The sequence below is a fragment of the Candidatus Pantoea soli genome (assembly GCF_007833795.1).
Lineage (GTDB): Bacteria > Pseudomonadota > Gammaproteobacteria > Enterobacterales > Enterobacteriaceae > Pantoea > Pantoea soli.
Genome location: NZ_CP032704.1, coordinates 101,029 through 124,288 on the forward strand (window position 1 = coordinate 101,029; position 23,260 = coordinate 124,288).

A 23,260-nucleotide genomic window follows, 5' to 3' on the forward strand; every position below is an offset into this window, starting at 1 on the left:
AACACATGAATCCTGAACAATTAATCCATCATATTGATCTCGAGTTTTGCCTGTCTTTCCTGGCCAAAATGGTACAGCACAAGAGTTACAGCGCGACTGACGGCGAGCGCACACTCGCAAGCTTCATGGCTGAACAAATGTCACAGCTCGGGCTGGAGACGGAGTTGCAGAACGTACCCGGCGATCGCTTTAATGCGATAGGGCGACTGGCAGGAAATGGCGGCGGCCACAGCCTGCTTTTTAACGGTCATCTTGACACTAACCCGGTAAGCGAAGGCTGGACCGTCGACCCCTGGGCCGGGAAAATTGACGATAAGTTCATTTACGGTATCGGTGTTTCTAATATGAAAGCTGGCGATGCCGCCTATTTCTGCGCGCTGAAAACGTTAATTGATGCCGGCGTGAAGCTTAAGGGAGATGTGATCCTTACTTATGTTGTCGGTGAGTTGCAAGGTGGCATTGGAACGCTGGCAGCAATAGAGCAGGGGGTGCGCGCTGACTATTTTATCAATGCTGAACCAACCGATTTGCAGGCGTTAACCATGCATGCCGGTTCGCTGATGTTCACAATTGAGCTAACCGGCAATACGCGGCATCTTTCGAAGCGGGAAGAAGCGGTTGATGCTATCAGCGCCGCAGTAGAGCTGATTCCGCAAATCAACGGCATGATCTTCAGCGGCACTAAAAGCAGTGAACATCGGAAAATAAATCGCGGCCATATCGGTACCGTGCACGGCGCGTTAGGGCGGGAGCTGGAAGAGTGGCGCCCTCCGCAGGTTGCTGACTTTGTGCGTCTCAAAGGATCGGCGCGTTTTGCACCCGGCCAGACCGTTGAAGGCGTGCTGGCCGATCTGCAGATGCTGCTGGATAAGCTTTGTCAGCACCGTCCAGGCCTGAAGGCGGAGCTCTTTGATGACGGCATCCGTGACAAGCCCACCATGTTGCCTTTTGAAGTTTCGCCGGGTTCACCGATTGTGCAAGCGTTGAACCGCGCTTGGAAAACCGTACGTGGCACCGATCAACCCACCGGCGTGATCACTCCTCCAGCTTTTTATGGGACCGATGCAGCGCACCTCTATCAGCATGCAGGTATGGAAGGTATTGTCTGCGGACCTGGCGGCAAATACAACACCATGCCTGACGAGCGCGTGGAGATAAATGAGTACTTTGATATGGTAAAAATTTATCTGCTTGCAATTCTGGATATCTGCCAACAGGATGAACAGGCCTGATGATTACCGAAGCCCTGAGGCGCCTGCGCGCCGCGATGCAGCATGCCGATATGGAGATCATGATCGTTGATCATGGTGAACTGCTTGCCTGGCTGACCGGTATACCGTTTCTGAAACCCTGTAACGTGCCTGTCTGGTTCCTTTGAACGGGGAACCCTGGATGGTGCTGCAACAGTTGGATGAAATGCCATGTCGTAGCCAGTCCCCTCAGCTGGCAGTGGAAAGTTATCGCGATGACGACGACCCCTAGATCTCAGTGGCTAATAGCCTCGCGCGGCGTGGCTATCAGCAAGCAGCTGTAGCGCCATCTGCCTGAAGCAACATGGCATAATCTTCCAACGCTCAGCGATACGCTGCGGAGTGTAAAATTTCCAGCAGAGCTGGACATCCTGCGCCAGGCTGCGGCTTTAGCCGATTCCACACTGGAAAATATCAGCAAAAAAGCGTGTGCCGGCTGGCGCTTCCGTGATATGGCTGCACTGGCGGCAGGAGATTTTTTGCGCCTGGGAGCAGATACTGGAGAAACGGGTCCGATCGTGATTGCCAGCGGCGACAACGGTTTTCTTCATGCCAGCGGTCACGAACAGCGACTACAATACGGCGATGTGCTGCACGTAGAACTGACCCCTAAAGTAAGGCATTACAGCGCACGCCTATGCGGCCGTTTATTATCGGTGAGGTTACCCCAGAGCGCGTTGAACTGACACATCAGCTAATCGCGATACAGGATTGTCAGCTTGCAGCAATGAAACCCGGTGTCTGCGCAAAAGCGATAGATGCAATAGCCCGGGATGCTATTCTGACCAAAGCATTACGCACGGAATATCAGTAGTGATGGGGTTTTAGGTGGGGGGATTACGCTCTTGAAATCGAGATGTCTATCGAGGAGCAGATGGCAATTTATATGCACTTGATACCCAGCATGGCCGATTTGAAGCTGTGAGCCCGAAGGGTAAGCATTAGGGCGAAGTTGATTTCTCTATGCAAAAAATTCCTAACAGTGTAGATAAATCAGGTGGTCATGATTTGAAGGTGAAATAATGAAACTTGTTGATTATAAAAATAAATCTATCAAGCGAGGAACTGTCTTTAGGTTACCTGCTGTTTGGCCATATGAAGAATGGGTTGATTTTATGGTCATAGATTTATTTGAAACTCATGGCTTAGTTGTATGTTCTGGTCACAAAGCTGGCCTGATTTTAATATCTTTACCAATCGAAAGCGCGTCAATTGAAGGTAGAGCATTAAGTACAGAATGGGTTATTACCAATTGGGTTAAATGGATATATCCGGACTGTAAGGTTGAAGATGTTTATATCCTTAATGGATATATAGCAACTCCTATTGAATGAACAAAGATCCCGGCTAAAGCGTGCTGGGATCTTTTTACCTGTCGTTCAGCCAGCGGCCGTATGACCAGTTGTCCGTGCTCGATGGTTTTTGTGGCAGATGTATCCGTCCCGAAGACTACAGCGGTTATTACGGTTGCTCTTTGATATCATTGGGTAAAATGGCATAATGAGCTGAAAAAGCGCCTCAGGGAAAAAGTAACAGGTGTATCAGTTATAAATATCAATTATTTCAGATAGTTGTCATTCAAGCTGGCACGCATTGGTGCAGATTTTTATTCTTATGGCATGACCGTGCATATCTGGCTATGGATGGAAGCGACTGTACCATATCGCGGTGATATCGGTACAAAATTCATGACGGATGCTGGTATAGCCGACATATAAGCCGTGAATAATTAATGAATCGAAAAGTGTTCACGGGATTTTTTATCTGCCAATCACTCTTCAGCCAGCAGGATACTCAACTGACCCGCCTTCGGGAACATTTCGATCCTCTGACCGGTATTGAACCCAAAATCCGCCGCCCGGTGGCTTTTCGACGTAAATGAAAAGGTGAGAGGGTGAAGAGTCATTTAAGATAATAATTTAACATAAATAGCATTATCCGCATTGAAAGCCTGTGTTGACAATATTATAAATACCGTTCTTCAGATGACTAAATTCACTCCAATAAATCAATAAGTTATCTTCCCTAAACGTCGCCCTAACCGCGCAGCCCTTAAAATACCCTGACGCTGTTCTTTTTACGATTCACCCTGAATTACACTTCGACATCACTAATGTGCCAGCGCTTACGAATGATACTGCCCAACATTGCTTTTGAAAATTTTATAATGCAATATTTAGAGTTGATTTTGCATTTTATCCCCGCGCGGCGGCGTGCTCTACAGCGAGCGAGGAAAATAGCGCGTAAAGTACGCGCTTATCGCTACTAAAGTGAGGCGGTTTAACGCCTTATTTTTATCAGCTTTTGTGATTAGCCAGCCATGCCATCACGGCGCGCGTCGATGAAGTGACCGCACCGGCTAAAAATCCAGCTTCTGATGAGCTGAATTCACTGCCTGCCAGTGAAATAACGTGACGCCATTCACTGTCAAACCAGGCATCGCAATCCGGTTCAATTGGCCCGCTCCCCGTCTCGTCTTCATGGGTTGAGGTAAAGGGATCGTCCGCCCAGTCCTTGATAAACACCTGTATGGGCGTAGAGGCCTCGTTGCCGAAGAGCCGTTTTAGCTGTTCTGTCGCCGCGGCCATAATGGCATGGTGCCCCACTTTCTTTCGCTGTATGGCCGGCATGGCCACAAATCCCATCAGTGCGGCCTCACCGCCAACTGTCGTGGCGTCATGGATTTCCATTAGCGGGCCCGCCATGCTCTGCGCTGAGCCAGATAAACCCGCTTCACGCCAGAAGGGTCGTTCGTAAACGGCAAAGAATTTAGCGTGCGGGGCCATCCAAGTCGGCGTTTTCCTCCAGCGAGCCACTGTCCGGGGATCGGGCGAAGGAGAAAACCTGACGTTCGCTTCGATTAGGCGTGGCGGCATGGCAAGCATCAAATGCGATGTGGCGACCTGAAATTCCGAGCCATCATTTTTGCTTAATGTCGTGATGACCCGTTGGTTATTCAGTTCGATATGCGCCAGCTGGCTGTTGCACTGAATAAAAGAGGAGGGGAACGTAGCAGCCAGCGCAGAGATTAATGCGTAATTCCCCCCTACCAGGCGCAGCGCTTCCGGCTCAGGCTGCTCGGGAGCGAGAGTAAAACGCCGGGGTAGCTCCCGCGACAGACGATGGAAGATAACGTCTCCTTCGCTGTATTGGGGAAAAGTCTTAAGACCGAGCTCCGCGACTAAATCGCGCATCGGTGACTGCGTACGAGGCCAAAACCAGGAAGCGCCCAGATCAAATCCCCTTTCCGCAGGTTCACCTTTTGAACTAGCCGACAACACGCGTCCACCCAGCCTGTCTCGCGCCTCAAAAATCCTGAATTCAACGCCTGCGCGATGAAGTAGTCGGGCTGCGTTCAGTCCCGCGACCCCTGCGCCAATAATGACAACCGGAAAATATTCCACAACGTACTCCCTTTAACAGAAAGGCGCCCCTGCGTAGCATGCTAAAAAGGCCGGATTGCTCCGGCCTTATGCTCAGTACTGACGCGGCTTAACGCGGATCAGGGCAGGCTATAGGCAATAATATCATCCCCACGTTCCGAGGAGTGCGGCGACCCGCCCGCAAAAATCACCACATACTGCTTGCCGGTTTTTTCCGAGCGATAGGTAATCGGGCCGCTCTGGCTGCCCACCGGCAGACGCGATTTCCAGATCTCCTCGCCGGTATGGCTGTTGAACGCTCGCAGATAGAAGTCCTGCGTGCCGGCAAAGAACAGCAGACCCGTGCGTGTTGCCAGCGAAGGGCCAAGCGTCGGCATCCCCAGCGGCATCTGCAGCCCAACCGGAATACCCAGCGGCCCCGTATCCTGAACGGTACCCACCGGCACCTGCCACGCCAGCTTGTGCGTTTTCAGATCGATCGCCGACAGGGTGCCGAACGGCGGGGCCTGACATGGCACGCCCAGCGGAGACATCAGGCGTTCACGCACCGAGCCGAACGGCAGCCCTTTCTGGACGATCCACCCCATGCCTTCACTGGTACCTTGACCCGGCGGGATCTCGCTGGCCGGAACCATCTTGTAGTACAGACCCAGTCGCAGATCGTTAACGAACATCAGGTTGGTTGTAGGGTCAACGGAAACGCCGCCCCAGTTAATGCCGCCAAGCGAACCTGGATACTGCAGCGCCATATCCAGACCAGGCGGGGTAAAGATGCCTTCATAGCGGCTGGATTTAAAGCGAATGCGGCACATCAGTTGATCGAACGGCGTGGCGCCCCACATATCCGATTCCGTCAGCGTTTCGTTACCAATGCCCGGCATTGAGGAGTACGGCTGCGTCGGCGAGTAACGTTCACCTGGCAAATTCCCTTTCGGAACCGGGCGCTCCTCAATCGGCGCGACTGGCTTGCCGGTACGGCGATCCAGCAGGTAGATCATGCCCGTTTTTGAGGTTTCCGCCAGCGCTGGCGTGACCGAGCCGTCATCATTTTTGATGTCGTACAGCAGCGGCGTGCCGGTTACGTCAAAATCCCACAGATCGTGATGCACGGTCTGGAAATGCCAGACCGGACGGCCTGTGGCCACGTTGACGGCGACAACAGAAGAGCTGTATTTGTCGTCATTTTCCGTACGTTTGCCGCCAAAGAAGTCTGGCGTCGCGTTGCCGGTTGGCAAATAGACCATGCCCAGAACGGCGTCGTAGGACATGCCGACCCAGACGTTCGGCGTGCCGCGCGTATAGCCTTCAGGAGAAAGCGGTTCGCGGGTGACAGCAGGGTTGCCCGGATCCCAGGCCCATACCAGTTCACCTGTCACGGCATCAAAAGCGCGCACCACGCCTGGCGGCTCGTTGGTTTCGAAGTTATCGATAACGCGTCCGCCGACGATCACCAGGTTGCCCGCCACCAGCGGCGCGGAAGACTGCTGATAATAGCCAGGCTTAACTTCGCCCATACCCACTTTCAGATCGACCACGCCATTGTGGCCAAAGTTCGCGGCAGGTTTGCCGGTATGCGCGTCAATCGCCACCAGGCGGCCATCGCCAGTCGGGAAGAACAAACGCTGTGGGCTAACGGAGGCATCCAGCGCACGGTCCGGCGCGACCACGTTTTTCGCCGTGGTGGCATCAAAGTAGCCGGTGCCGCGACAGCGCTGATAGGTCGAATTTCCGCGACCCGCCGTATAGCGCCACTTCTCTTTGCCGCTGTCGATGTCGTAGGCGATCAGTGAGGTATAGGCGGTGCAGACGTAGAGGCTGTCGCCAATCTGCAGAGGCGTATTCTGCTCTTCCGCGTCGCCCTTGCCGGGCACGACGACCTCGCCGGTGTGCGCCGTCCAGGCCACCTTAAGGTCTTTCACGTTTTCCGGCGTGATATCGCTCAGGGTAGAGAAGCGTGAGCCTTTGGTGTCATTAGCCCAGGCTTGCCAGTCTTTCGGTCCTGAGTTCGGCGCAACTTCATGGCCTGAGGAGGTCTCTGCCGACAGGTCGCCATTGCGAATAATTCCTTTCGGCTGGAAGGAGCTGATAAACGCCGCAATCACGCCTACGGCAATGACGACGCCTAGGGCAAGCGAGCCGCGTCGGATCGGGCGTTTGGCGGTCAGCAGCGGCACCGAGAAGGCGATCAGCACCGCACCGGCGGCGGGCGCAAACAGACGTGAGAACAGCGGCCAGAACTGCAGGCCAACATCCCACAACGACCAGATAATGCTGTAGATCAGCGTGATGCCATACATCAGCGCGCCAGCCAAGCGGCGGCGCGTAAGCAGTATGCCGCTGCACAGCAGCAGGATACCGGCAATCAGGAAATACCAGCTGCCGCCCAGCCAGGCCAGCCATCCTCCGCCGCCCATGAAATAGAGCCCGGCCAGTGTGGTTACGCTCCCCACCAGCATGAGCCAGATCCGCCCGGTTTTACCCGGCTTATCTCCGTACATAATTATTTCCCTTCAGAATAGGTGCCAAATCACATGCTTTTTCGGATACAGGCGTGCCTTAACGACATCATCCTCTTTTCATCTGACGCTTTCAGGCGACTACCCGCCGTTTCCGCGCCTGTTCGACAGCAGCAAAAGCTCGCTACGACAGTCGGCGCTTACCGAGCAACAGCGCAACGTGATGAGAAGAGTCAGCTTAAAAGCCCGCTGTTTTTAACCGCCACCATTTTGCATACAGCTATGCATACATAAAGGCGCGCGCAGAATAGATCCCACCTATTAACAAAGTCAATGAAACGCATTTACATAATTTTTAATTATTGCGAAGGATCGATTTAATGTGACTTAGATCACATGCTGTATAGCAACAGAACACAGACTAAGCCTGATTACCCACATATTTACAGGTTGTTATGAAGATTCTGGCGAAAAGCGGACGGGAAGAGAACAGCAGCCTTCTGCAGCACGGCAGAAGGCTGAAAAGTTATGGTTTAGCGTACGTAGTCGGCGCCGGTAATGTCGATTGTCGAGCCGGTAGCATGACGACACCGGCCGCTGGCGAGAAAAGCAATCATTGCGGCGACATCGCCGGGCGGCGTGATTTCACGCAGCGGGAGGTCCGCCGTCGCCGCCGCTTCGCCCACGCTGGCAATATGCTCTTCCGCCATGGCGGTGCGCACCCAGCCCGGCGCCAGGGCGTAGGCGAGCACGTTCTGATACCCATACCCGCGCGCGATCCCTTTGGTCAGCGCCAGCAATCCGCCTTTTGCGGCGCCGTAGGCCAGATGCTCTGGTCCGTCGCCGCGGTGAGACGAGCGGCTCGCCATATTGATGATGATGCCGCCCTCGTGGAAGGCGAAGTGTTCTATCGCGAGGCGGCACAGATCCGCTGGCGCTTTCAGGTTGACCTGTAAGTTCAGCTGCCAGCCGCTATCCCACGCCTCCAAATCATCCAGCGGCGTCGCGACATAGATCCCGGCGTTATTCACCAGTACATCAATCGTGTCGGTCAGCCGCAACGCCTGCTGCCACAGCTGCTCCGCCCCGTCTGCCTGCGCTAAATCGCTCTGAATCAGCTGCAGGCGTTCAGGAAAGCGCGCCAGCAGCTGCTCAGCGCTCTGGCTGTCGCGGCCATAGTGTCCAATAACCTGTGCGCCTTCGGCATGCAGCGCATTAACAATCTCGCTACCAATCCCTTTCGTCGCACCGGTCACCAGTACGGTTTTACCTGACAGAGAATGCATCGTTACTCCTTGTATTAGGCGACGGCTTGCGCGCCGGTGATTTCCAGCAATGAACCGCACAGATAGGGCGCTTCATCAGAGGCAAGAAACGCGATGGTCGCGGCGATTTCAACCGGCTCGCCGATGCGGCCAAACGGTACCAGCGCGTTGAGTTCGTCAATTGAGCGGCCGCTACGGGCCAGATTACTTTCCAGCATTGGCGTACGCACCTCGCCGGGGCACACCGCATTCACTCGCACGTTGTCCGGTGCGTAGTCGCGCGCCAGGCTAAGGGTAAAGGCCGCGACTGCCGCTTTAGAGGTGTTGTAGGCGATATGGCCCGGTGCCGGATGAAGTCCCCACTGCGACGCGGTGTTCACGATAGCGCCGCCGCCCTGCGCGATCATCTGCGGCAATACGGCGCGGCACATATAAAACAGCGCATCGAGGTTGACCGTGAAAGTCGCCTGCCAGTCCGCGTCGCTCAACGCCAGCAGCGCGCCGCGTCGGTTGATGCCAGCGTTGTTGATCAGCACGTCGATACGCGCTTCCTGGGCGAGCATGCCGACGACAAACGCCTCGATCTCCTCCCGCTGCGACAGGTCAACCGCGCGCCACTGCGCCCGGCCGCCTGCATGACAAATCGTTTCCGCCAGCGCAGCGGCCGCTTCAGCATCGCTGTCAACGATCCACACCTGCGCGCCCTCTTGCGCAAAACGCCGACAGACAGCATCGCCGATGCCACCCGCACCGCCGGTAACAATGACATTCTTGTTATGAAAGCGCTGCATCAAGACTCCTTTTACCTTTCGTTCGTTATAAGGGAACATGTCAAAAATCGGGCGGGTTTTGCCGGCGAAGAGCAGTCCCAGCAGGTACGACTGGTGCGCCTCCACTGCGACGCTTAAAAATTCAGCGCCATGTCCTTTAACAAATTGCGCTGCATAAACGTCAGGAAGCGATTCTGGAACAGCATGGTGTGTTCGTGCGCACGGGCGTCCGCCAGATCCGCATCGCCCGATTTGATCGCAGCAATCAACTCGTCATGATCGCGGCCCAGCTTTGAAGGCGCATCCTGACGCGTCATAAAGTCGAACTGCAGATGCTGTATGCGCTGGCCTTCCGACAACAGCTTATCGTAATACTTCGCCAGATAGCCGTTGCGTGCCGCCGCGGCGATGGCCAGGTGGAATTCTTTGTTGCGCTCGGTCATCGCGCTGAAGTCGCCTTTATAAACCATTTCCATATAGGCGTCGTTGGCCGCCTCGATATTGGCCATATCCTCATCATTGCGGTGCAGGGCGGCGAGCCGCGTGACTGCACGCTGCACCAGGTCCAGCGCCGTAATGTAGTTGGGAAACTCCTCGATTTCGAACGGCGTCACGATGGCCGTACGGTTGGGCAGAATGGTCACCAGACCTTCGCTGACCAAACGCGCCATGGCATCGCGTACCGGCGAGCGCGACAGGCCGAAGGTGGTCGCCAGAGAAATTTCATCCAGCTGTTCGCCATGTTTTAGCTGCAGCGTCAGGATCTGACGACGCAGCTCTTCATAGATGTAGCGTCCGCCATGACGACGGCCGGTTCCCTCTTCCTTTTCATGCTTTTTGGTCATTATCCGTTTCTCTGGCTGAAGACTTTCAGGGCATGTTAGCGGGCCGTCCCCGTCAGGACAATGCTGGTCCCCAGGTATCGCTCAGCATGAATCCGGCGGCCAGGGGATCGTCGGGATCCACGCCCAGCTGCTGAAAACCATATATCCAGGCGCGCCCCGTGACGCGCGGCAGGACCGCCGGCCGGTCGCCAACCCATGTCCGTCCGCGCAGCTGAACGTTGAATTCGCCGTTAATGGTGGAACGCGACGTCAGCTCGTCGCCGGTATCGACCTCGCCGCGCGCCACCAGCGCCGCAAGGTTAGCGGAACTGCCGGTGCCGCAGGGCGAGCGATCCACGCGCCCCGGCGGCAGCGTGGTGCAGGTGCGCCACACATTGCCCGCTTCGCGCTGACGAAACATCACGTAGGCGATATCGTTGATCTGCGGCAGCAGCGGATGTTCTACCTTTACCTGCTGGTTGATGTAGTAGCGGAAATCGACGCCGTAGCTGGCCAGCGCACGGGCGTTGTCCGGCCCAATCGTCAGGCCGATCTGCTCAACGTCGATCAGGGCATAGTAGACGCCGCCAAAGGCGATATCCGCTTTCACTCTGCCGACGCCGGGAATGTCGAATTCATGATCGAGATGCTCAACGAAGGCGGGCACCATATCGAGCGATACGCTGACGCAGCGCCCCTCTGAGCAGCGGGCGACCGCCGTGACGACACCCGCGGGGGTATCGAGCACCACCGTGGTTTCCGGCTCCTGCATGGCGACCATGCCGGTCTCCAGCAGCGCGGTCACCACGCAGATGCAGTTGCTGCCGGACATCGGATGCGCCCGGTCCGCCTGTAAAACGATAAAACCGGCGTGCGCGCCCGGCACTGTTGGCGGCAGCAACAGGTTAACCGACATCTGTAAACAGCCGCGCGGCTCCAGCGTAACCAGTCGCCGCAGGCTGTCGTCGACCTCATTGAGGTAGTTCATCTTGTCGAGCATGGTGGCGCCGGGAATATCCAGTACGCCTGAGGTGATGACCTTGCCGATCTCCCCTTCACAGTGCACATCTATCAGCTGTAACGTTTTTTTCCAGCGCATCGCGTTGTCTCTTATTTGAGGTACCAGCCCCAGGGTTCTTCGCTGTCGTAGCGGGTAATCTGCTTGGTTTCGAGATAATTCTCCAGCCCCCACTCGCCCAGCTCGCGTCCGATGCCGCTCTGCTTATAGCCGCCCCACGGCGCTTCGATAAAGGTAGGCTGTGAACAGTTGATCCAGACGATGCCCGCGCGCAGCTTGCGCGCTACCCGCTCCGCCCGCTCAAGGTCGGCTGACATCACCGCCGCAGCCAGGCCAAAGCGGGAGCGGTTGGCCGACGCCACCGCCTCGGCTTCGCTGTCGAACGGTCGGATGCAGACCACCGGACCGAAAATCTCCTCGCGCCAGATCGCACTCTCTTCCGACATGTCGGTGAACACCGCGGGCTGTAGAAAGTAGCCTTTATCCTGACCGGGCGGACGCTTCCCGCCGGTCAGCAGCGTGGCGCCCTGCTCGACGCCCTGCGCGATGGCGCGCTGCACCTTTTCATACTGGGCGGCGTTCACCAGCGGCCCTAATAGCACGCCCTGATGCAGGCCGTTGCCGATGGTGATCTTCTCGGTTTCGGCTTTCAGGCTCGTCAGCAGAGGTTGATAGAGGTTACGCTGCACCAGCACGCGCGAGGTGGCCGAGCACACCTCGCCTTTATTCCAGAAAATGCCGAACAGGATCCACTCCACCGCCTTATCGATATCGCTGTCATCAAACAGGATAAAGGCGGATTTGCCCCCCAGCTCCAGGCTGACGTTTTTAATCTCCGCGGCGGCGGCCTGCATGATGCGGCGGCCTGTCGGCACGCTGCCGGTAAAGGCGAGCTTATCCACCGCCGGATGTTCGGTGAGCGGTGCGCCCGCCTCGGCACCGAAGCCGGTTATCACGTTCAGCACGCCGGGCGGCAGCTCGGCCTCGCGTGCAATCTCCGCCAGCTGCAGAGCGGTCAGCGGCGTCACCTCGGAGGGTTTCAGCACGACGGTGCAGCCCGCCGCCAGCGCCGGCGCCACTTTCCAGGCCGCCATCAGCATCGGGAAATTCCAGGGAATGATGGCACCACATACGCCGACCGGCTCTTTGCGCGCCACTGAACTGAAGCGGTCATCAGAGAGCGCCACACCCTGTTCTCTCTCCTCGTCCAGCCTTTCGGCTAAATCGGCGTAAAATTCAAAACAGTATGCTGTGTCGCCAATGTCCCACAGCGCCTCCGGCAGCGGTTTGCCGTTATCGCGCACCTCCAGTTCCGCCAGCATCTGTTGCTTATCGCGGATCAGGCTGGCGATGCGCCGCAGGTAACCGGCGCGTGCCTGTCCGCTCAGCGCTGGCCAGTCGCCGTCGTCAAAAGCGACGCGCGCGGCCTGAACCGCCCGATCCACATCCTCCTGTGTGGCGGCCGCAACCTGCGCAATCGCCGTTTCGGTCGCCGGATCGCACGTGTCGAAACTGCCGCCCTTAGCTGGCGCGACCCATTCTCCGTTGATGAAGAGTTTAGCGGTGAAGCTCATGTGCGGTCTCCTTCCATAAATCGATAGGCGCTGAACGGCGTGATGTCCTGCGCGGTGGGGCGCTGCGCCGCCAGATCGGCAATCAGGCGTCCTGTGGTGGCGCCCAGCGTCAGGCCGAGCTGCCCGTGTCCAAACGCCATCAGCACGTTGGGCAGGCGGCGCGAACGGTCAATAATCGGCTTGGTGTCAGGCAAGAAAGGGCGATGGCCGACGCCAAACTCTTTGTTGGCGACATTGAGCTGCGGCAGCAGCCTGCGCGCCTTTTGCAGAATGATGTCGGCGCGTCTGAAGTCAGGCTTCGCGTCCGCGCCGGCAAACTCAATGGTGCCGCCAATTTGCAGCCCGCGCCGCATCGGCGTAAAGCAGAACCCGCCATCGGCATAAATTACGGAATGGCGAAACGCCACTTCCGGCTCCGGCAGCAGCGCCTGATAGCCGGAAATAGCGGTCAGCGGCACGCGCACGCCCAGCTGCGAGAAAAAGCGGCGCGAACCGGTGCCCGCCGCAACGACCACGTGATCGGCGGAAAGCGTGCGGCCATCGCGTAGCGTGACGCCACATGCCCGCCCCTGAGCCTCAAGGAGGCTCGCGACGTCGGTGTCAATGCGCACGCCGCCCTGCTGTACAAACGCCTCGGTCAGCGCGGCGATAAAACCTTTGGTATCGCTGACTGCGCACCAGTCGGGAAACAGCACGCCAGTGGAAAACTTACCCGCCAGCGCGGGCTCCAGATCGGCGATGGCGCCGGCATCCAGCGTTTCGGCGCGAAACCCCAGCTGCTCGCGCAGCTGTAAATGTTCCCGCTCGGCGGCAAGCCCGTGCGGCGTATCGAATACTTCAATAACCGGACGCTGGCCTAGCAAAGCTTTATCCGGACAGAGCGCCAGCAGCGCCGCGAAATCGGTGTAAACTTCGCGCGTCAGCGTCGCCATGGCGTGCGATATCGCCTCAATCCGGCTGTGGCGTGCGTTGGCAACAAAGCGTAAAAACCAGGGTAAAATAGCTGGCACCGCGGCCGGACGCAGCGCCAGCGGGCCGGTACGATCCAGCAGCCAGCCCGGAATACGTTTCAGAATGCCCGGTTTGGAGAGCGGAATGATTTCGCTCACGGCCATCTGCCCGCAGCTCCATTTAGCGGTACTCTCCCCTGGCACGGCCGGATCGATAAGCCAGACCTGATGCCCCTCCTTCTGCAGCCAGAGGGCGCAACAGACGCCCACTATGCCACCACCAATCACCACTGACTGCTGCTGTTTCGACATGTCGTATCACTCAATTAAGCGGCCGACAAATGTATGCTATTCGTCAGCCTGCGCGCCAATCGTTTAACCCTGAGACGCTTCAAAGATTTTGCGGAACGCCGCTTTCTCTTCGCTGGTCAGTGGCTGCAGCGGCATGCGCGCCTCGCCAGGCTTAAAGCCCGCCAGCTCGCAGCCATACTTCACTTTCTGAATAAACTTGCCCTCCTCCATGCTTGCCATCACCGGGAACAGAGAGCGCATAACGTTTTGCGCGCCGGCCAGGTCACCGCTGCTGAACCGGCGGTAGAAATCGCACACCTGATCCGGGAAGCAGTTGGCCGGGCCGCAGATCCAGCTGCTGGCGCCCCACATAAAGAAGTCAAAGGCGACGTCATCGGAGCCACAGGAGAGCTGGTAATGATCTTTATAGGTGTTGCCGATTTCAACCGCGCGCAGCACGCTGCCGCTGCTCTCCTTGATGCCGATAACCCGAGGATGATCCTTGAAGGCGGCCAGCACGCTCGGCCCCACTTCCACATTGGTGCGAACCGGATAGTTATAGAGCACCAGGTTGATATCGCTGAAGGCGTCCAGAATCGCCTGGTAATGGCCAATCAGCTCTTCCTGCGACGGCAAGGCATAATAGGGCGGCGCGATCAGCAGGTTGTGGTAACCGGCGTCAACCGTCTGCTTAACCTGTTCCAGCACTTCGCGGGTGCAGGATCCATTGGCGCCGGCAATCAGCGTGCCGCGATCCCCTACCACCGTTTTCACCGTCTTCAGCACCTGACGGCGCTCTTCATTTGTCAGGGCATAATATTCGCCGGTTGAGCCGAGCGGGACGAAGCCGCTCACGCCCGCTTTCAGCTGATACTCCAGAATATTGGCCAGCTGATCGTGGTCGACATCGCCTTGCGCGTTAAACGGCGTTACCAGCGCCGGTAGAATGCCTTTCATCTTCATTGTTACCTCTCCTGCAGGTCAGTTATTAAAGGGCGTAACGCCGTAACAAACGCGACTCGACGACGCCGACCAGGCGCGTTAAGGGGAATGCTACAACGAAATAGATCACTGCAACCGCAGTCAGAAATTCGACCGGGCGCGCCGTACTGTTGGAAATGTTCTGGCCGACAAACATCAGGTCGGCGACGCCGACGGACGAGATCAGCGCGCTCTCTTTAAACAGGCTGACCACGTTCGACAGCAGCGTGGGGATGGCACGCAGCAGCGCCTGCGGAAAAATAACATAGAGCACCCTGGCGGCCGGCGTAAGGCTGAGCGCCACGCAGGCGTCGTGCTGTTCGCCGGCAATCGATTTCAGCGCGCCGCGAAAGGTTTCGCTGGTCATCGCCGCCATGTACATCACCAGCGAGAGGGTGACGCATACCCAGGGCGAAATATTGAGCTGAAAGACCACCGGGAAGCAGAAAAACACCCAGAACAGCTGGATCAGCAGCGGCGTGCCGCGAAAGAACTCCACGTAGAGCGTCAGCAGCCAGCGTAGCGGCGCCAGAGGCGACAGCCGCAGCAGGCTGATAACAAAGCCCGCCAGACTGCCCAGCAGCGCGCAGCTCAGGGTAAAGGCGAGCGTGATGCCCAGTCCCTGCAACAGCACCTGCCAGTAGGAGAAAACTTGCGTAAAGTCGAGTGTCATCAAAGCCCCCTTAGCGCGCTGTTGCCGCGTCCTGGCGACGCTCGATGTAGGAAATCAGCTGGGAAATCGGCAACGACAGCGCGAAATAGATCAGCGCAATCAGCGAATAGGTCTCCAGTGGACGGTAGCTCTCGGTGGCGATGTTCTTTCCAACGTACATCAGGTCGGAGATCGCCACGATCGCCACCAGCGCCGTCTGTTGCAGAATAGAGATGCCGTTGGTCATCAGTACCGGCAGCGCGCTGCGGATCGCCTGCGGCAACACTACATAGCGCGTTTGCTGCAGGCCATTGAGTCCCAGCGCGATGCTGGCGTCATAGTGTTCGCGCGGCACCGCCTGCACGCCGGCGCGGTACGCCTCGGCGTTGAAGGCCGCCAGATTCAACCCGAGCGCCAGAAAGCCCATATAGATCGGATCGATAAACAGGTTGAACATCATGGGCACGCAGTAATAGAACCAGACGATTTGCAGCAGTACCGGCGTGCAACGAAAAAACTCAATAAATAATTTCGTTGGCCAGCGAATAATGGCGAAGGGACTCATTGCCATCATGCATAAAATAAAGCCCAGCGTCAGGCCAAGCACATTCGCCATCAGCGACAGTTCCAGCGTGATTTTCAAGCCGTCCCACAGCGCATCGAAATTACCACTGAGAAAATGGAAGTTGAATTGATATTCCATTGCGCCCCCCTTTAATTGAGATGCAATACTTTTTCCAGAAATTCGCGCGTGCGCGTCTCTTTCGGGCAGGTAAATAACAGTTCAGGGTACCCCTGCTCGACAATTTTACCATTGGCGCAAAAAATCACGCGCGAAGCGATATTGCGGGCGAAATGCATATCGTGCGTGACGATGATCATCGCCATTTTTTGGTCAGCCAGCTGCAGCATGACATTCTGCACTTCCGTGACCATTTCCGGATCCAGCGCCGAGGTCACCTCGTCAAACAGCATCAGTTCCGGCTCCAGCATCAGCGCGCGCGCAATCGCGACGCGCTGCTTTTGCCCGCCAGAGAGCTGGCTTGGATAGGCGTGAAGCTTGCTCTCCAGACCGAAGCGGGCCAGCAGCGCGCGCGCCTTGTCGATGGCGGTTTTTTTGGCAATGTTATGCACCTTGACCGGAGACAGAATCAGATTCTGTAAAACGGAAAGATGAGGGAACAGGGTGTAATGTTGAAATACCATGCCAATCTTTTTCTGAATAGCAGGATCGAGAATTTTCGCCTGCTTATTTTTATCGCCCACGATGTAGTGTTGTTTCTGAAAATTAATCGTGCCGCGCTGAATGCCTTCCAGCCCCATTAATACGCGCAGCAGCGAACTTTTACCGCTTCCGCTTGGCCCGATAATCACCAAGCGATCGTCATTTTTCATACTGAGATGAAAATCATCCATCACCACTAAATCGCCATAGGCCTTGCAGACGTTGTCCAGCTGAATAAATTCGCCTTTGTTAAATTCATTAATAAATAAAGGACGAATATCCTGCGGTCGTGCGGGTGCCACCGCTAAATGAGATGAGGCATTCATAGAGTTTCCTCCGCTGTGTGCGGAATGCACATGCGTAAATAAGTAGAGTGCGTTATTTCGCCGCGTTGGCCTGAGCAGAAGCCTGATTGACCAGCCTGTCGATATCGCCTGTGGCGCGACGCTGCGTTAAATAGATGTTCAGCACCTCGACATCCGCCTCAGAGACGGCGCGCGGCAGGCCGAAGGAGACGCCCTGCTTCGCCAGCGCCGGGGCCGGCATAATTTCCTGTGCCCAGTCAGGGTTGGCCAGCGCGAAAAGGTGGTTGGTATCGCTGGCGTCCACCAGTACGTCCGCGCGGCGCGCCATCAGGGCAAGGCGGCTTTCATCGTTACCCGGTAAGCGCATAATTTTGCCCTTTTTAATGGAGGCGCTCAGCGCTTTGTCCTGCGCAGTGCCCGACATCACGGCAAAGGTCACCTCTGGCTTATCGTAGTCGGCGAGTTTCGTGCCGAGGCCCTTCACTTTCGGGTTCTGTTTATTGATCAGGAAAGAAATCTGGTAATCCTGTGCTGGCGTAGAGAAGCCGATGGCCAGCGCGCGTTCCGGCGTCTGATTAAGCGCCATCGCCAGATCCCACTTGTCGCTTTGCAGCCCCGCGACCAGCGTATCCCAGCTGGCATCGACAAACTGCACCTTCACCTTCAATACGTTCTCGCCAAAATCGCGGCAAAGTTCAGCGAAATAACCGCTGTACTGCTGCGTTTTCGGATCGCGCATCACATAGGGTGCTGCTGGCGCCGCGCCGCAGCGCAATACCCCTTTTTGCTGGATAGCCTGCCAAAAGTTGTCAGCAGCCTGAGCGGATGTCGCCGCAGCGAACAGCGCGCTGCCCAGCGCCAGCGCGCAGCTGATTTTTTTTACAGCGGATAAACGAACACTGACCATAACGACCTCGTCCAAACGTTGATGTTGCGAACAGGAACAGTTGGGTGTGTCACCGAGCTTGTGTGCAGCTTTGTATGCATTAACAGCGAGGAGAATAGAAGCACGAAATTAACAAAGTCAACCAATATGGTTTACTTATGATCAAACTTTGAGGTCGATCGCCCGCTGCATGTGATCGACATCATAAAGAGGCGGCGGGGATATCAGAGGTCGAGCGACTGGATGAATTTCTCAAGGATGGCATTGGCCCGACGGCTGCTCCGGATAGCGATGCCGATCTTACTGTTGAAGTAAAGACGCGCCGGCGCCACCGGACGCATCAGCTTTTTTTCCACCCACTGGGCGGCGTAGTGATCGGGCAAAAAACCGATAAAGCGCCCGGTCAGGATGAGAAACGCGATGCCCTCGCGGTCGGATGCGGTAGCGGTGCAGTGCAGCATCTGATGCATGCCAATCGCCTCCGCCGTCATGCGGAAGCTGGGCGCTATGGCGTCATACTGCAGCAGCTGCTCATCGTCCGGCTCCGCGTCTGACGCAAAAAGCGGGTGCTGACTGCTACAGTAAAGGTTTGATTTTTCGTCATAAAGCTGCATGTAATCGAGTCCGGACACCGGCGACGTCAGCGGTAGCGCGCCGACATGCAGCCGGCCATCCATCAGCCCTCGCTCAATTTCCGCCGCCGTCATCATGCTGATATTGATGCGGATCTCCGTGCCGCTGGCGCGCAATGCATCAAGCGCGTGCGTGATCTTCATGCGCGGCTGCGTCACCAGATTATTGATGATGCCGATAGTAAATTCGCCGCGCAGCTGCTTGTGCATCTGGTTGACCTGCTGACGGAAGTTCTCAATCGCCGCCATCATGCTGTCGCTGTGCCGCAGTATCTCGCGCCCCTCGTCAGTCAGGGCAAACCCCGCTCGCCCACGCTGACACAGCCGCATGCCCAGCCGTTTTTCCAGATCGCTCATATTCAGGCTGATGGCCGAGCGGGTGATGCCGAGCAAACTCTCCGCGGCGGTAAAGCTGCCGCACTCGCTGACCGTTTTAAAAATGCGCAACAGCTTGAGGTCGAAATCTGTTACCTGCGCCAGAGATTTGCTTTTCATTTAGGTGAGTTTTTCCATAAGTGAAGTTGAGTTTATATGCATTTAACTTAATCAAGAGTTAATTGCAAACTCTTCCTACACCTGTCTGGAGGAAACGATATGTCTGCGTCTGACCACACTGCATCACTAAATTTACAGGCGCACTGGATGCCGTTCAGTGCCAATCGCAATTTTCAGCGCGACCCGCGCTTTATCGTTGCTGCAGAAGGCCGCTGGCTCACCGACGATAAGGGACGCCAGATTTTTGACAGCCTGTCGGGCCTGTGGACCTGCGGCGCGGGCCATACGCGCCGCGAAATCCAGCAGGCGGTAGCGCAACAGCTCCGCACGCTCGACTATTCGCCCGGCTTTCAGTTCGGCCATGCGCTCTCTTTTCAGCTGGCGGACAAGATCGCCAGCCATATGCCCGGCGACCTCAATCACGTTTTCTTTACCGGATCGGGTTCGGAATCGGCGGATACGGCCGTGAAAATGGCGCGCGCCTACTGGCGGCTGAAAGGCCAGCCTGCGAAAAACAAACTGATTGGCCGGGCGCGCGGCTATCACGGCGTGAATATCGCCGGCACCAGCCTTGGCGGCATCGGCGGCAACCGCAAGATGTTTGGCCAGTTTATGGACGTCGATCATCTGCCACACACCCTGCAAAGCCACTTGCCCTTCACTAAAGGCCAGGCGGAAACCGGCGGCGTGGCGCTGGCCGACGAGATGCTCAAGCTGATTGAGCTGCATGACGCCTCAAACATCGCGGCGCTGATTGTAGAGCCGCTTTCCGGCTCCGCAGGCGCCATTATTCCGCCGCAGGGCTATCTGCAGCGCCTGCGTGAGATCTGCACGCAACACAATATCCTGCTGATATTTGACGAGGTCATCTCCGGCTTCGGCAGAATGGGACGCTGGAGCGGCGCGGACTATTTTGGCGTAACGCCAGATATTCTGAACTTTGCCAAGCAGGTGACCAACGGCGCTATTCCGCTGGGCGGCGTGGTCGCCAGCCGCGAGATCTACCACACCTTTATGTCGCAGCCGTTGCCGGAGCACAGCGTCGAGTTTGCGCACGGCTACACCTACTCCGCGCATCCAGTGGCCTGTGCGGCGGGCCTCGCCACCCTCAATCTGCTGGAGAGCGAATCGCTGATCGCGCAGTCCGCCGAGCTGGCTCCCCACTTTGAGCGCACCCTGCACGCGCTGAGCCACTGTCCGAACGTGGTGGATATTCGCAACTGCGGTCTGGTGGGCGCCATTCAGCTGGCGCCGCGCGACGGCGACGCCACCGTCCGACCTTTCGACGCAGGCATGGCGCTGTGGAAGGCGGGTTTCTATGTCCGCTTCGGCGGCGACACGCTGCAGTTCGGTCCGATTTTTAACACGCAGCCGGCGGAGCTGGACCGCCTGTTCGACGCAGTGGGCGAAGCCCTGCACCATATTCGCTAAGGGAGGCGACATTATGACGATCATTACTCACTTAATTAACGGTGAAATGCGCCAGCCCGACGGCCGTACCGCCAGCGTCTTTAATCCCTCTACCGGCGAAGCGATCCGTCAGGTTGAACTGGCCAGCACCGCCACGGTGCAGGCGGCCATCGCCGTCGCTCAGGCCGCGCTGCCCGCCTGGCGCGATCTGCCGCCAGCAAAACGGGCGCAGATCCTGTTTCGCTTCAAGCAGCTGCTGGAGGCGCACGAAGAGGAGATTGTGCAGCTGATCAGCGAAGAGCATGGCAAAACGCGGGAAGACGCGGCGGGCGAGCTGAAGCGCGGCATCGAGAATGTGGAGTACGCCAGCGCCGCGCCCGAGCTGTTAAAAGGAGAGTACAGCCGCAATGCCGGACCCGGCATCGATTCCTGGAGCGACTTCCACGCGGTGGGCGTTGTGGCCGGCATCACGCCGTTTAACTTTCCGGCGATGGTGCCGCTGTGGATGTATCCGCTGGCGATCGCCTGCGGCAATACGTTTGTGCTTAAGCCTTCTGAGCGTGACCCGAGCTCGACGCTGCTGATCGCATCGTTGTTTCAGCAGGCGGGGTTACCGCCTGGCGTGCTGAATGTGGTCAACGGGGATAAAGAAGCGGTCGACGCGCTGATTGAAAGCGACGAGGTGAAGGCGATCAGTTTTGTCGGCTCAACGCCGGTGGCTGAACATATCTATCGCGAAGGCACCCGACGCGGTAAACGGGTGCAGGCGCTGGGCGGCGCGAAAAATCACGCGGTCGTGATGCCGGAGGCCGATCTCGATAATGCCGTCAATGCGCTGATGGGCGCCGCTTACGGCTCTTGCGGCGAGCGCTGCATGGCGATTTCAGTCGCGGTGTGCGTTGGTGACGCCGTGGCGGATGCGCTGATTGCCAGGCTCACCCCTAAAATCACCGCGCTGAAAGTGGGCGCCGGAACCGCCTGCGGACTGGATATGGGTCCGCTGGTTACCGCCGCCCATAAGGAAAAGGTCACCGGCTACATTGAGGATGGCGTCGCGTCGGGTGCCAGGCTGGTGGTCGACGGGCGCACGCTGCGCGTCGCTGGGCATGAAAACGGCTATTTTCTGGGCGGCTGCCTGTTCGATCGCGTCACCCCGGAGATGCGCATCTATCAGGAAGAGATCTTCGGCCCGGTGCTGTGCGTGGTGCGCGTCAGCACGCTCAGCGACGCCATCGCGCTGATCAACAGGCATGAATATGGCAACGGCAGCTGCATTTTCACGCGCGACGGCGAAGCGGCACGCCGCTTTGGCAACGAGATCGAAGCGGGCATGGTCGGGGTCAACGTGCCGCTGCCCGTGCCCGTCGCCTTTCACAGCTTTGGCGGCTGGAAGCGCTCGCTGTTCGGCGATCTGCACGCCTACGGTTCCGATGGCGTCCGCTTCTACACGCGGCGCAAAACCATTACCCAGCGCTGGCCAAAACAGCAATCTCAGGAAAGCGCGCAGTTCGCCTTCCCCAGCAACGGCTGATGTTCCGGCGGCTGTTCTACAGCCGCTACGCTTATGGAGTGTGCCAGGTGAAAGTATTGATTTTGGGAAGCGGCGTCGTGGGCGTAACCAGCGCCTGGTATCTCGCCAAAGCGGGACATGAGGTCACCGTGGTGGATCGCTGTGCCGCCGCCGCCGAGGAAACCAGCGCGGGCAATGCCGGTCAGATTTCGCCGGGCTACGCCACCCCGTGGGCGGCGCCGGGCGTTCCCCTCAAAGCGATCAAGTGGATGTTCCAGAAACATGCGCCGCTGGCGCTACGCCCCGACGGCACGTTGTTTCAGCTGCAGTGGATGTGGCAGATGCTGAAGAACTGCAACGAAGCGCAGTATGCCATCAACAAAGCGCGGATGGTGCGCATCGCCGAGTACAGCCGCGACTGTCTGCGCGCCCTGCGGCGCGAGACGGGCATCCATTATCATGAACGTCAGGGCGGCACCCTGCAGCTGTTTCGCAGCGAAGCGCAGTTCGCCCATGCGGCGCAGGACATTGCGGTTTTACAGGAGGCGGGCGTGCCCTATGAACTGCTGGAACCCCATCAGCTGATGCAGGCGGAGCCGGCGCTGGCCGCCGCCGCGCACAAGCTGACCGGCGGGCTGCGTCTGCCAAACGATGAAACCGGCGATTGTCAGATATTCACGAAAAAACTGGCGCAGCTGGCGGCGGATGCTGGCGTCACCTTTCTCTATGACCTGCAGGTTGAACGGTTGATTGAGGATAACGATCGCATTCTCGGCGTAAAGTGCGGCGAACGCATACTGACGGCCGATCGCTATATCGTGGCGTTTGGCGCCTACTCGACCCGCTTATTAGCCGGTCTGGTTTCCCTGCCAGTTTATCCTTTGAAAGGCTATTCGCTGACGATTCCCATCACCGATGCGGCTAAGGCGCCCGCTTCCACCATCCTGGATGAAACCTACAAGGTGGCGGTGACGCGCTTCGACGATCGCATTCGCGTCGGTGGCATGGCGGAAATTGTCGGTTTCAACACCCGCCTGAACAACAGGCGGCGGGAGACGCTGGAGAAGGTGGTCGAGGATCTCTATCCCGGCGCAGGCGACCTTGCCCGCGCCACCTTCTGGACAGGGCTGCGGCCGATGACGCCGGACGGCACCCCTGTGGTCGGGGCGACGCGCTTCAAAAACCTCTATCTCAATACCGGCCACGGCACGCTGGGCTGGACGATGGCGTGCGGTTCGGGGCAGCTGATTGCCGATTTGATCTCCGGCACCACACCGGCGATTCCGTTCAGTGACCTCTCCGTGATGCGCTATCACGGCAGCGTCAATTCACCTTTCAACGATCGGGTTGCCGCAGCCCGTTAACCGCAAACCCAGGGAGCGC

21 protein-coding genes are annotated in these 23,260 nt (G+C 57.5%); 7 read left to right on the forward strand and 14 right to left on the reverse strand.

Annotation, left to right across the window (positions count from 1 at the left end; genetic code table 11):
- Positions 1 to 5 precede the first annotated feature (5 nt).
- The 4 genes from D8B20_RS20480 to imm45 all read left to right on the forward strand — a co-directional run bounded on the left by D8B20_RS20480 (position 6) and on the right by imm45 (position 2,584).
- Positions 6 to 1,232 (forward strand): M20 family metallopeptidase, encoded by a 1,227-nt coding sequence (locus D8B20_RS20480; protein ID WP_145891787.1) that lies wholly within the window; start codon positions 6 to 8, stop codon positions 1,230 to 1,232.
- On the forward strand, positions 1,232 to 1,378 hold the full coding sequence (locus tag D8B20_RS21925) for a hypothetical protein (protein WP_261388137.1): 147 nt from the start codon (positions 1,232 to 1,234) through the stop codon (positions 1,376 to 1,378). Before D8B20_RS20480 ends, D8B20_RS21925 begins: the two co-directional genes overlap by 1 nt.
- A gap of 285 nt (positions 1,379 to 1,663) precedes the next feature.
- Positions 1,664 to 1,936: a hypothetical protein gene (locus D8B20_RS21930; RefSeq protein WP_261388138.1), complete on the forward strand. Its 273-nt coding sequence runs from the start codon at positions 1,664 to 1,666 to the stop codon at positions 1,934 to 1,936.
- Positions 1,937 to 2,272: 336 nt separating this feature from the next.
- Positions 2,273 to 2,584: an Imm45 family immunity protein gene (imm45, locus tag D8B20_RS20495; RefSeq protein ID WP_145891789.1), complete on the forward strand. Its 312-nt coding sequence runs from the start codon at positions 2,273 to 2,275 to the stop codon at positions 2,582 to 2,584.
- A gap of 963 nt (positions 2,585 to 3,547) precedes the next feature.
- Here imm45 and D8B20_RS20500 read toward each other — a convergent pair.
- The 14 genes from D8B20_RS20500 to D8B20_RS20565 form a co-directional block, all read right to left on the reverse strand.
- Entirely contained in the window at positions 3,548 to 4,654 is a 1,107-nt protein-coding gene (locus tag D8B20_RS20500) for a flavin monoamine oxidase family protein (RefSeq protein WP_145891791.1), read from the reverse strand.
- Positions 4,655 to 4,752: 98 nt separating this feature from the next.
- Entirely contained in the window at positions 4,753 to 7,131 is a 2,379-nt protein-coding gene (locus D8B20_RS20505; protein ID WP_145891793.1) for a membrane-bound PQQ-dependent dehydrogenase, glucose/quinate/shikimate family, read from the reverse strand.
- A 491-nt stretch (positions 7,132 to 7,622) separates the two neighbouring features.
- Positions 7,623 to 8,375 carry an SDR family NAD(P)-dependent oxidoreductase gene (locus tag D8B20_RS20510; RefSeq protein WP_145891796.1) on the reverse strand — a complete coding sequence of 251 codons (753 nt, stop codon included), beginning with the start codon at positions 8,373 to 8,375 and terminating at the stop codon, positions 7,623 to 7,625.
- Positions 8,376 to 8,389: 14 nt separating this feature from the next.
- On the reverse strand, positions 8,390 to 9,145 hold the full coding sequence (locus D8B20_RS20515) for an SDR family NAD(P)-dependent oxidoreductase (protein WP_145891798.1): 756 nt from the start codon (positions 9,143 to 9,145) through the stop codon (positions 8,390 to 8,392).
- 113 nt (positions 9,146 to 9,258) lie between these two features.
- The gene (locus D8B20_RS20520) at positions 9,259 to 9,969 is read right to left on the reverse strand and encodes a GntR family transcriptional regulator (protein WP_145891800.1); all 711 of its coding nucleotides are present in this window, start codon (positions 9,967 to 9,969) and stop codon (positions 9,259 to 9,261) included.
- A gap of 52 nt (positions 9,970 to 10,021) precedes the next feature.
- The gene (locus D8B20_RS20525) at positions 10,022 to 11,047 is read right to left on the reverse strand and encodes a proline racemase family protein (protein WP_145891802.1); all 1,026 of its coding nucleotides are present in this window, start codon (positions 11,045 to 11,047) and stop codon (positions 10,022 to 10,024) included.
- A gap of 11 nt (positions 11,048 to 11,058) precedes the next feature.
- Positions 11,059 to 12,540: an aldehyde dehydrogenase family protein gene (locus D8B20_RS20530; RefSeq protein ID WP_145891803.1), complete on the reverse strand. Its 1,482-nt coding sequence runs from the start codon at positions 12,538 to 12,540 to the stop codon at positions 11,059 to 11,061.
- Positions 12,537 to 13,802 (reverse strand): NAD(P)/FAD-dependent oxidoreductase, encoded by a 1,266-nt coding sequence (locus D8B20_RS20535; RefSeq protein ID WP_145891805.1) that lies wholly within the window; start codon positions 13,800 to 13,802, stop codon positions 12,537 to 12,539. The genes D8B20_RS20530 and D8B20_RS20535 overlap by 4 nt, the downstream gene beginning before the upstream one ends.
- 63 nt (positions 13,803 to 13,865) lie before the next feature.
- Entirely contained in the window at positions 13,866 to 14,744 is an 879-nt protein-coding gene (gene dapA, locus D8B20_RS20540) for a 4-hydroxy-tetrahydrodipicolinate synthase (RefSeq protein WP_145891807.1), read from the reverse strand.
- A 25-nt stretch (positions 14,745 to 14,769) separates the two neighbouring features.
- A complete protein-coding gene (locus tag D8B20_RS20545) occupies positions 14,770 to 15,435 on the reverse strand; it encodes an amino acid ABC transporter permease (protein WP_145891809.1) in 666 nt (221 codons plus the stop codon).
- A 10-nt stretch (positions 15,436 to 15,445) separates the two neighbouring features.
- The gene (locus tag D8B20_RS20550; RefSeq protein ID WP_145891810.1) at positions 15,446 to 16,117 is read right to left on the reverse strand and encodes an amino acid ABC transporter permease; all 672 of its coding nucleotides are present in this window, start codon (positions 16,115 to 16,117) and stop codon (positions 15,446 to 15,448) included.
- Positions 16,118 to 16,128: 11 nt separating this feature from the next.
- Complete coding sequence (locus tag D8B20_RS20555; protein ID WP_145891812.1) at positions 16,129 to 16,965, reverse strand: amino acid ABC transporter ATP-binding protein; 837 nt, start codon at positions 16,963 to 16,965, stop codon at positions 16,129 to 16,131.
- Between the two features lie 52 nt (positions 16,966 to 17,017).
- Positions 17,018 to 17,851 (reverse strand): transporter substrate-binding domain-containing protein, encoded by an 834-nt coding sequence (locus tag D8B20_RS20560; protein ID WP_145891814.1) that lies wholly within the window; start codon positions 17,849 to 17,851, stop codon positions 17,018 to 17,020.
- Between the two features lie 203 nt (positions 17,852 to 18,054).
- Positions 18,055 to 18,957 (reverse strand): LysR family transcriptional regulator, encoded by a 903-nt coding sequence (locus tag D8B20_RS20565; protein ID WP_145891816.1) that lies wholly within the window; start codon positions 18,955 to 18,957, stop codon positions 18,055 to 18,057.
- Between the two features lie 99 nt (positions 18,958 to 19,056).
- On the opposite strand from D8B20_RS20565, the gene aptA reads away from it, so the two are divergent.
- The 3 genes from aptA to D8B20_RS20580 are packed head-to-tail and all read left to right on the forward strand — an operon-like array spanning position 19,057 to position 23,241.
- Complete coding sequence (aptA, locus tag D8B20_RS20570) at positions 19,057 to 20,388, forward strand: omega-aminotransferase AptA (protein WP_145891818.1); 1,332 nt, start codon at positions 19,057 to 19,059, stop codon at positions 20,386 to 20,388.
- Between the two features lie 13 nt (positions 20,389 to 20,401).
- Positions 20,402 to 21,898, forward strand: a complete 1,497-nt coding sequence (locus D8B20_RS20575; protein WP_145891820.1) for a CoA-acylating methylmalonate-semialdehyde dehydrogenase — start codon at positions 20,402 to 20,404, stop codon at positions 21,896 to 21,898.
- Between the two features lie 47 nt (positions 21,899 to 21,945).
- A complete protein-coding gene (locus tag D8B20_RS20580) occupies positions 21,946 to 23,241 on the forward strand; it encodes a D-amino acid dehydrogenase (protein WP_145891822.1) in 1,296 nt (431 codons plus the stop codon).
- Positions 23,242 to 23,260 lie beyond the last annotated feature (19 nt).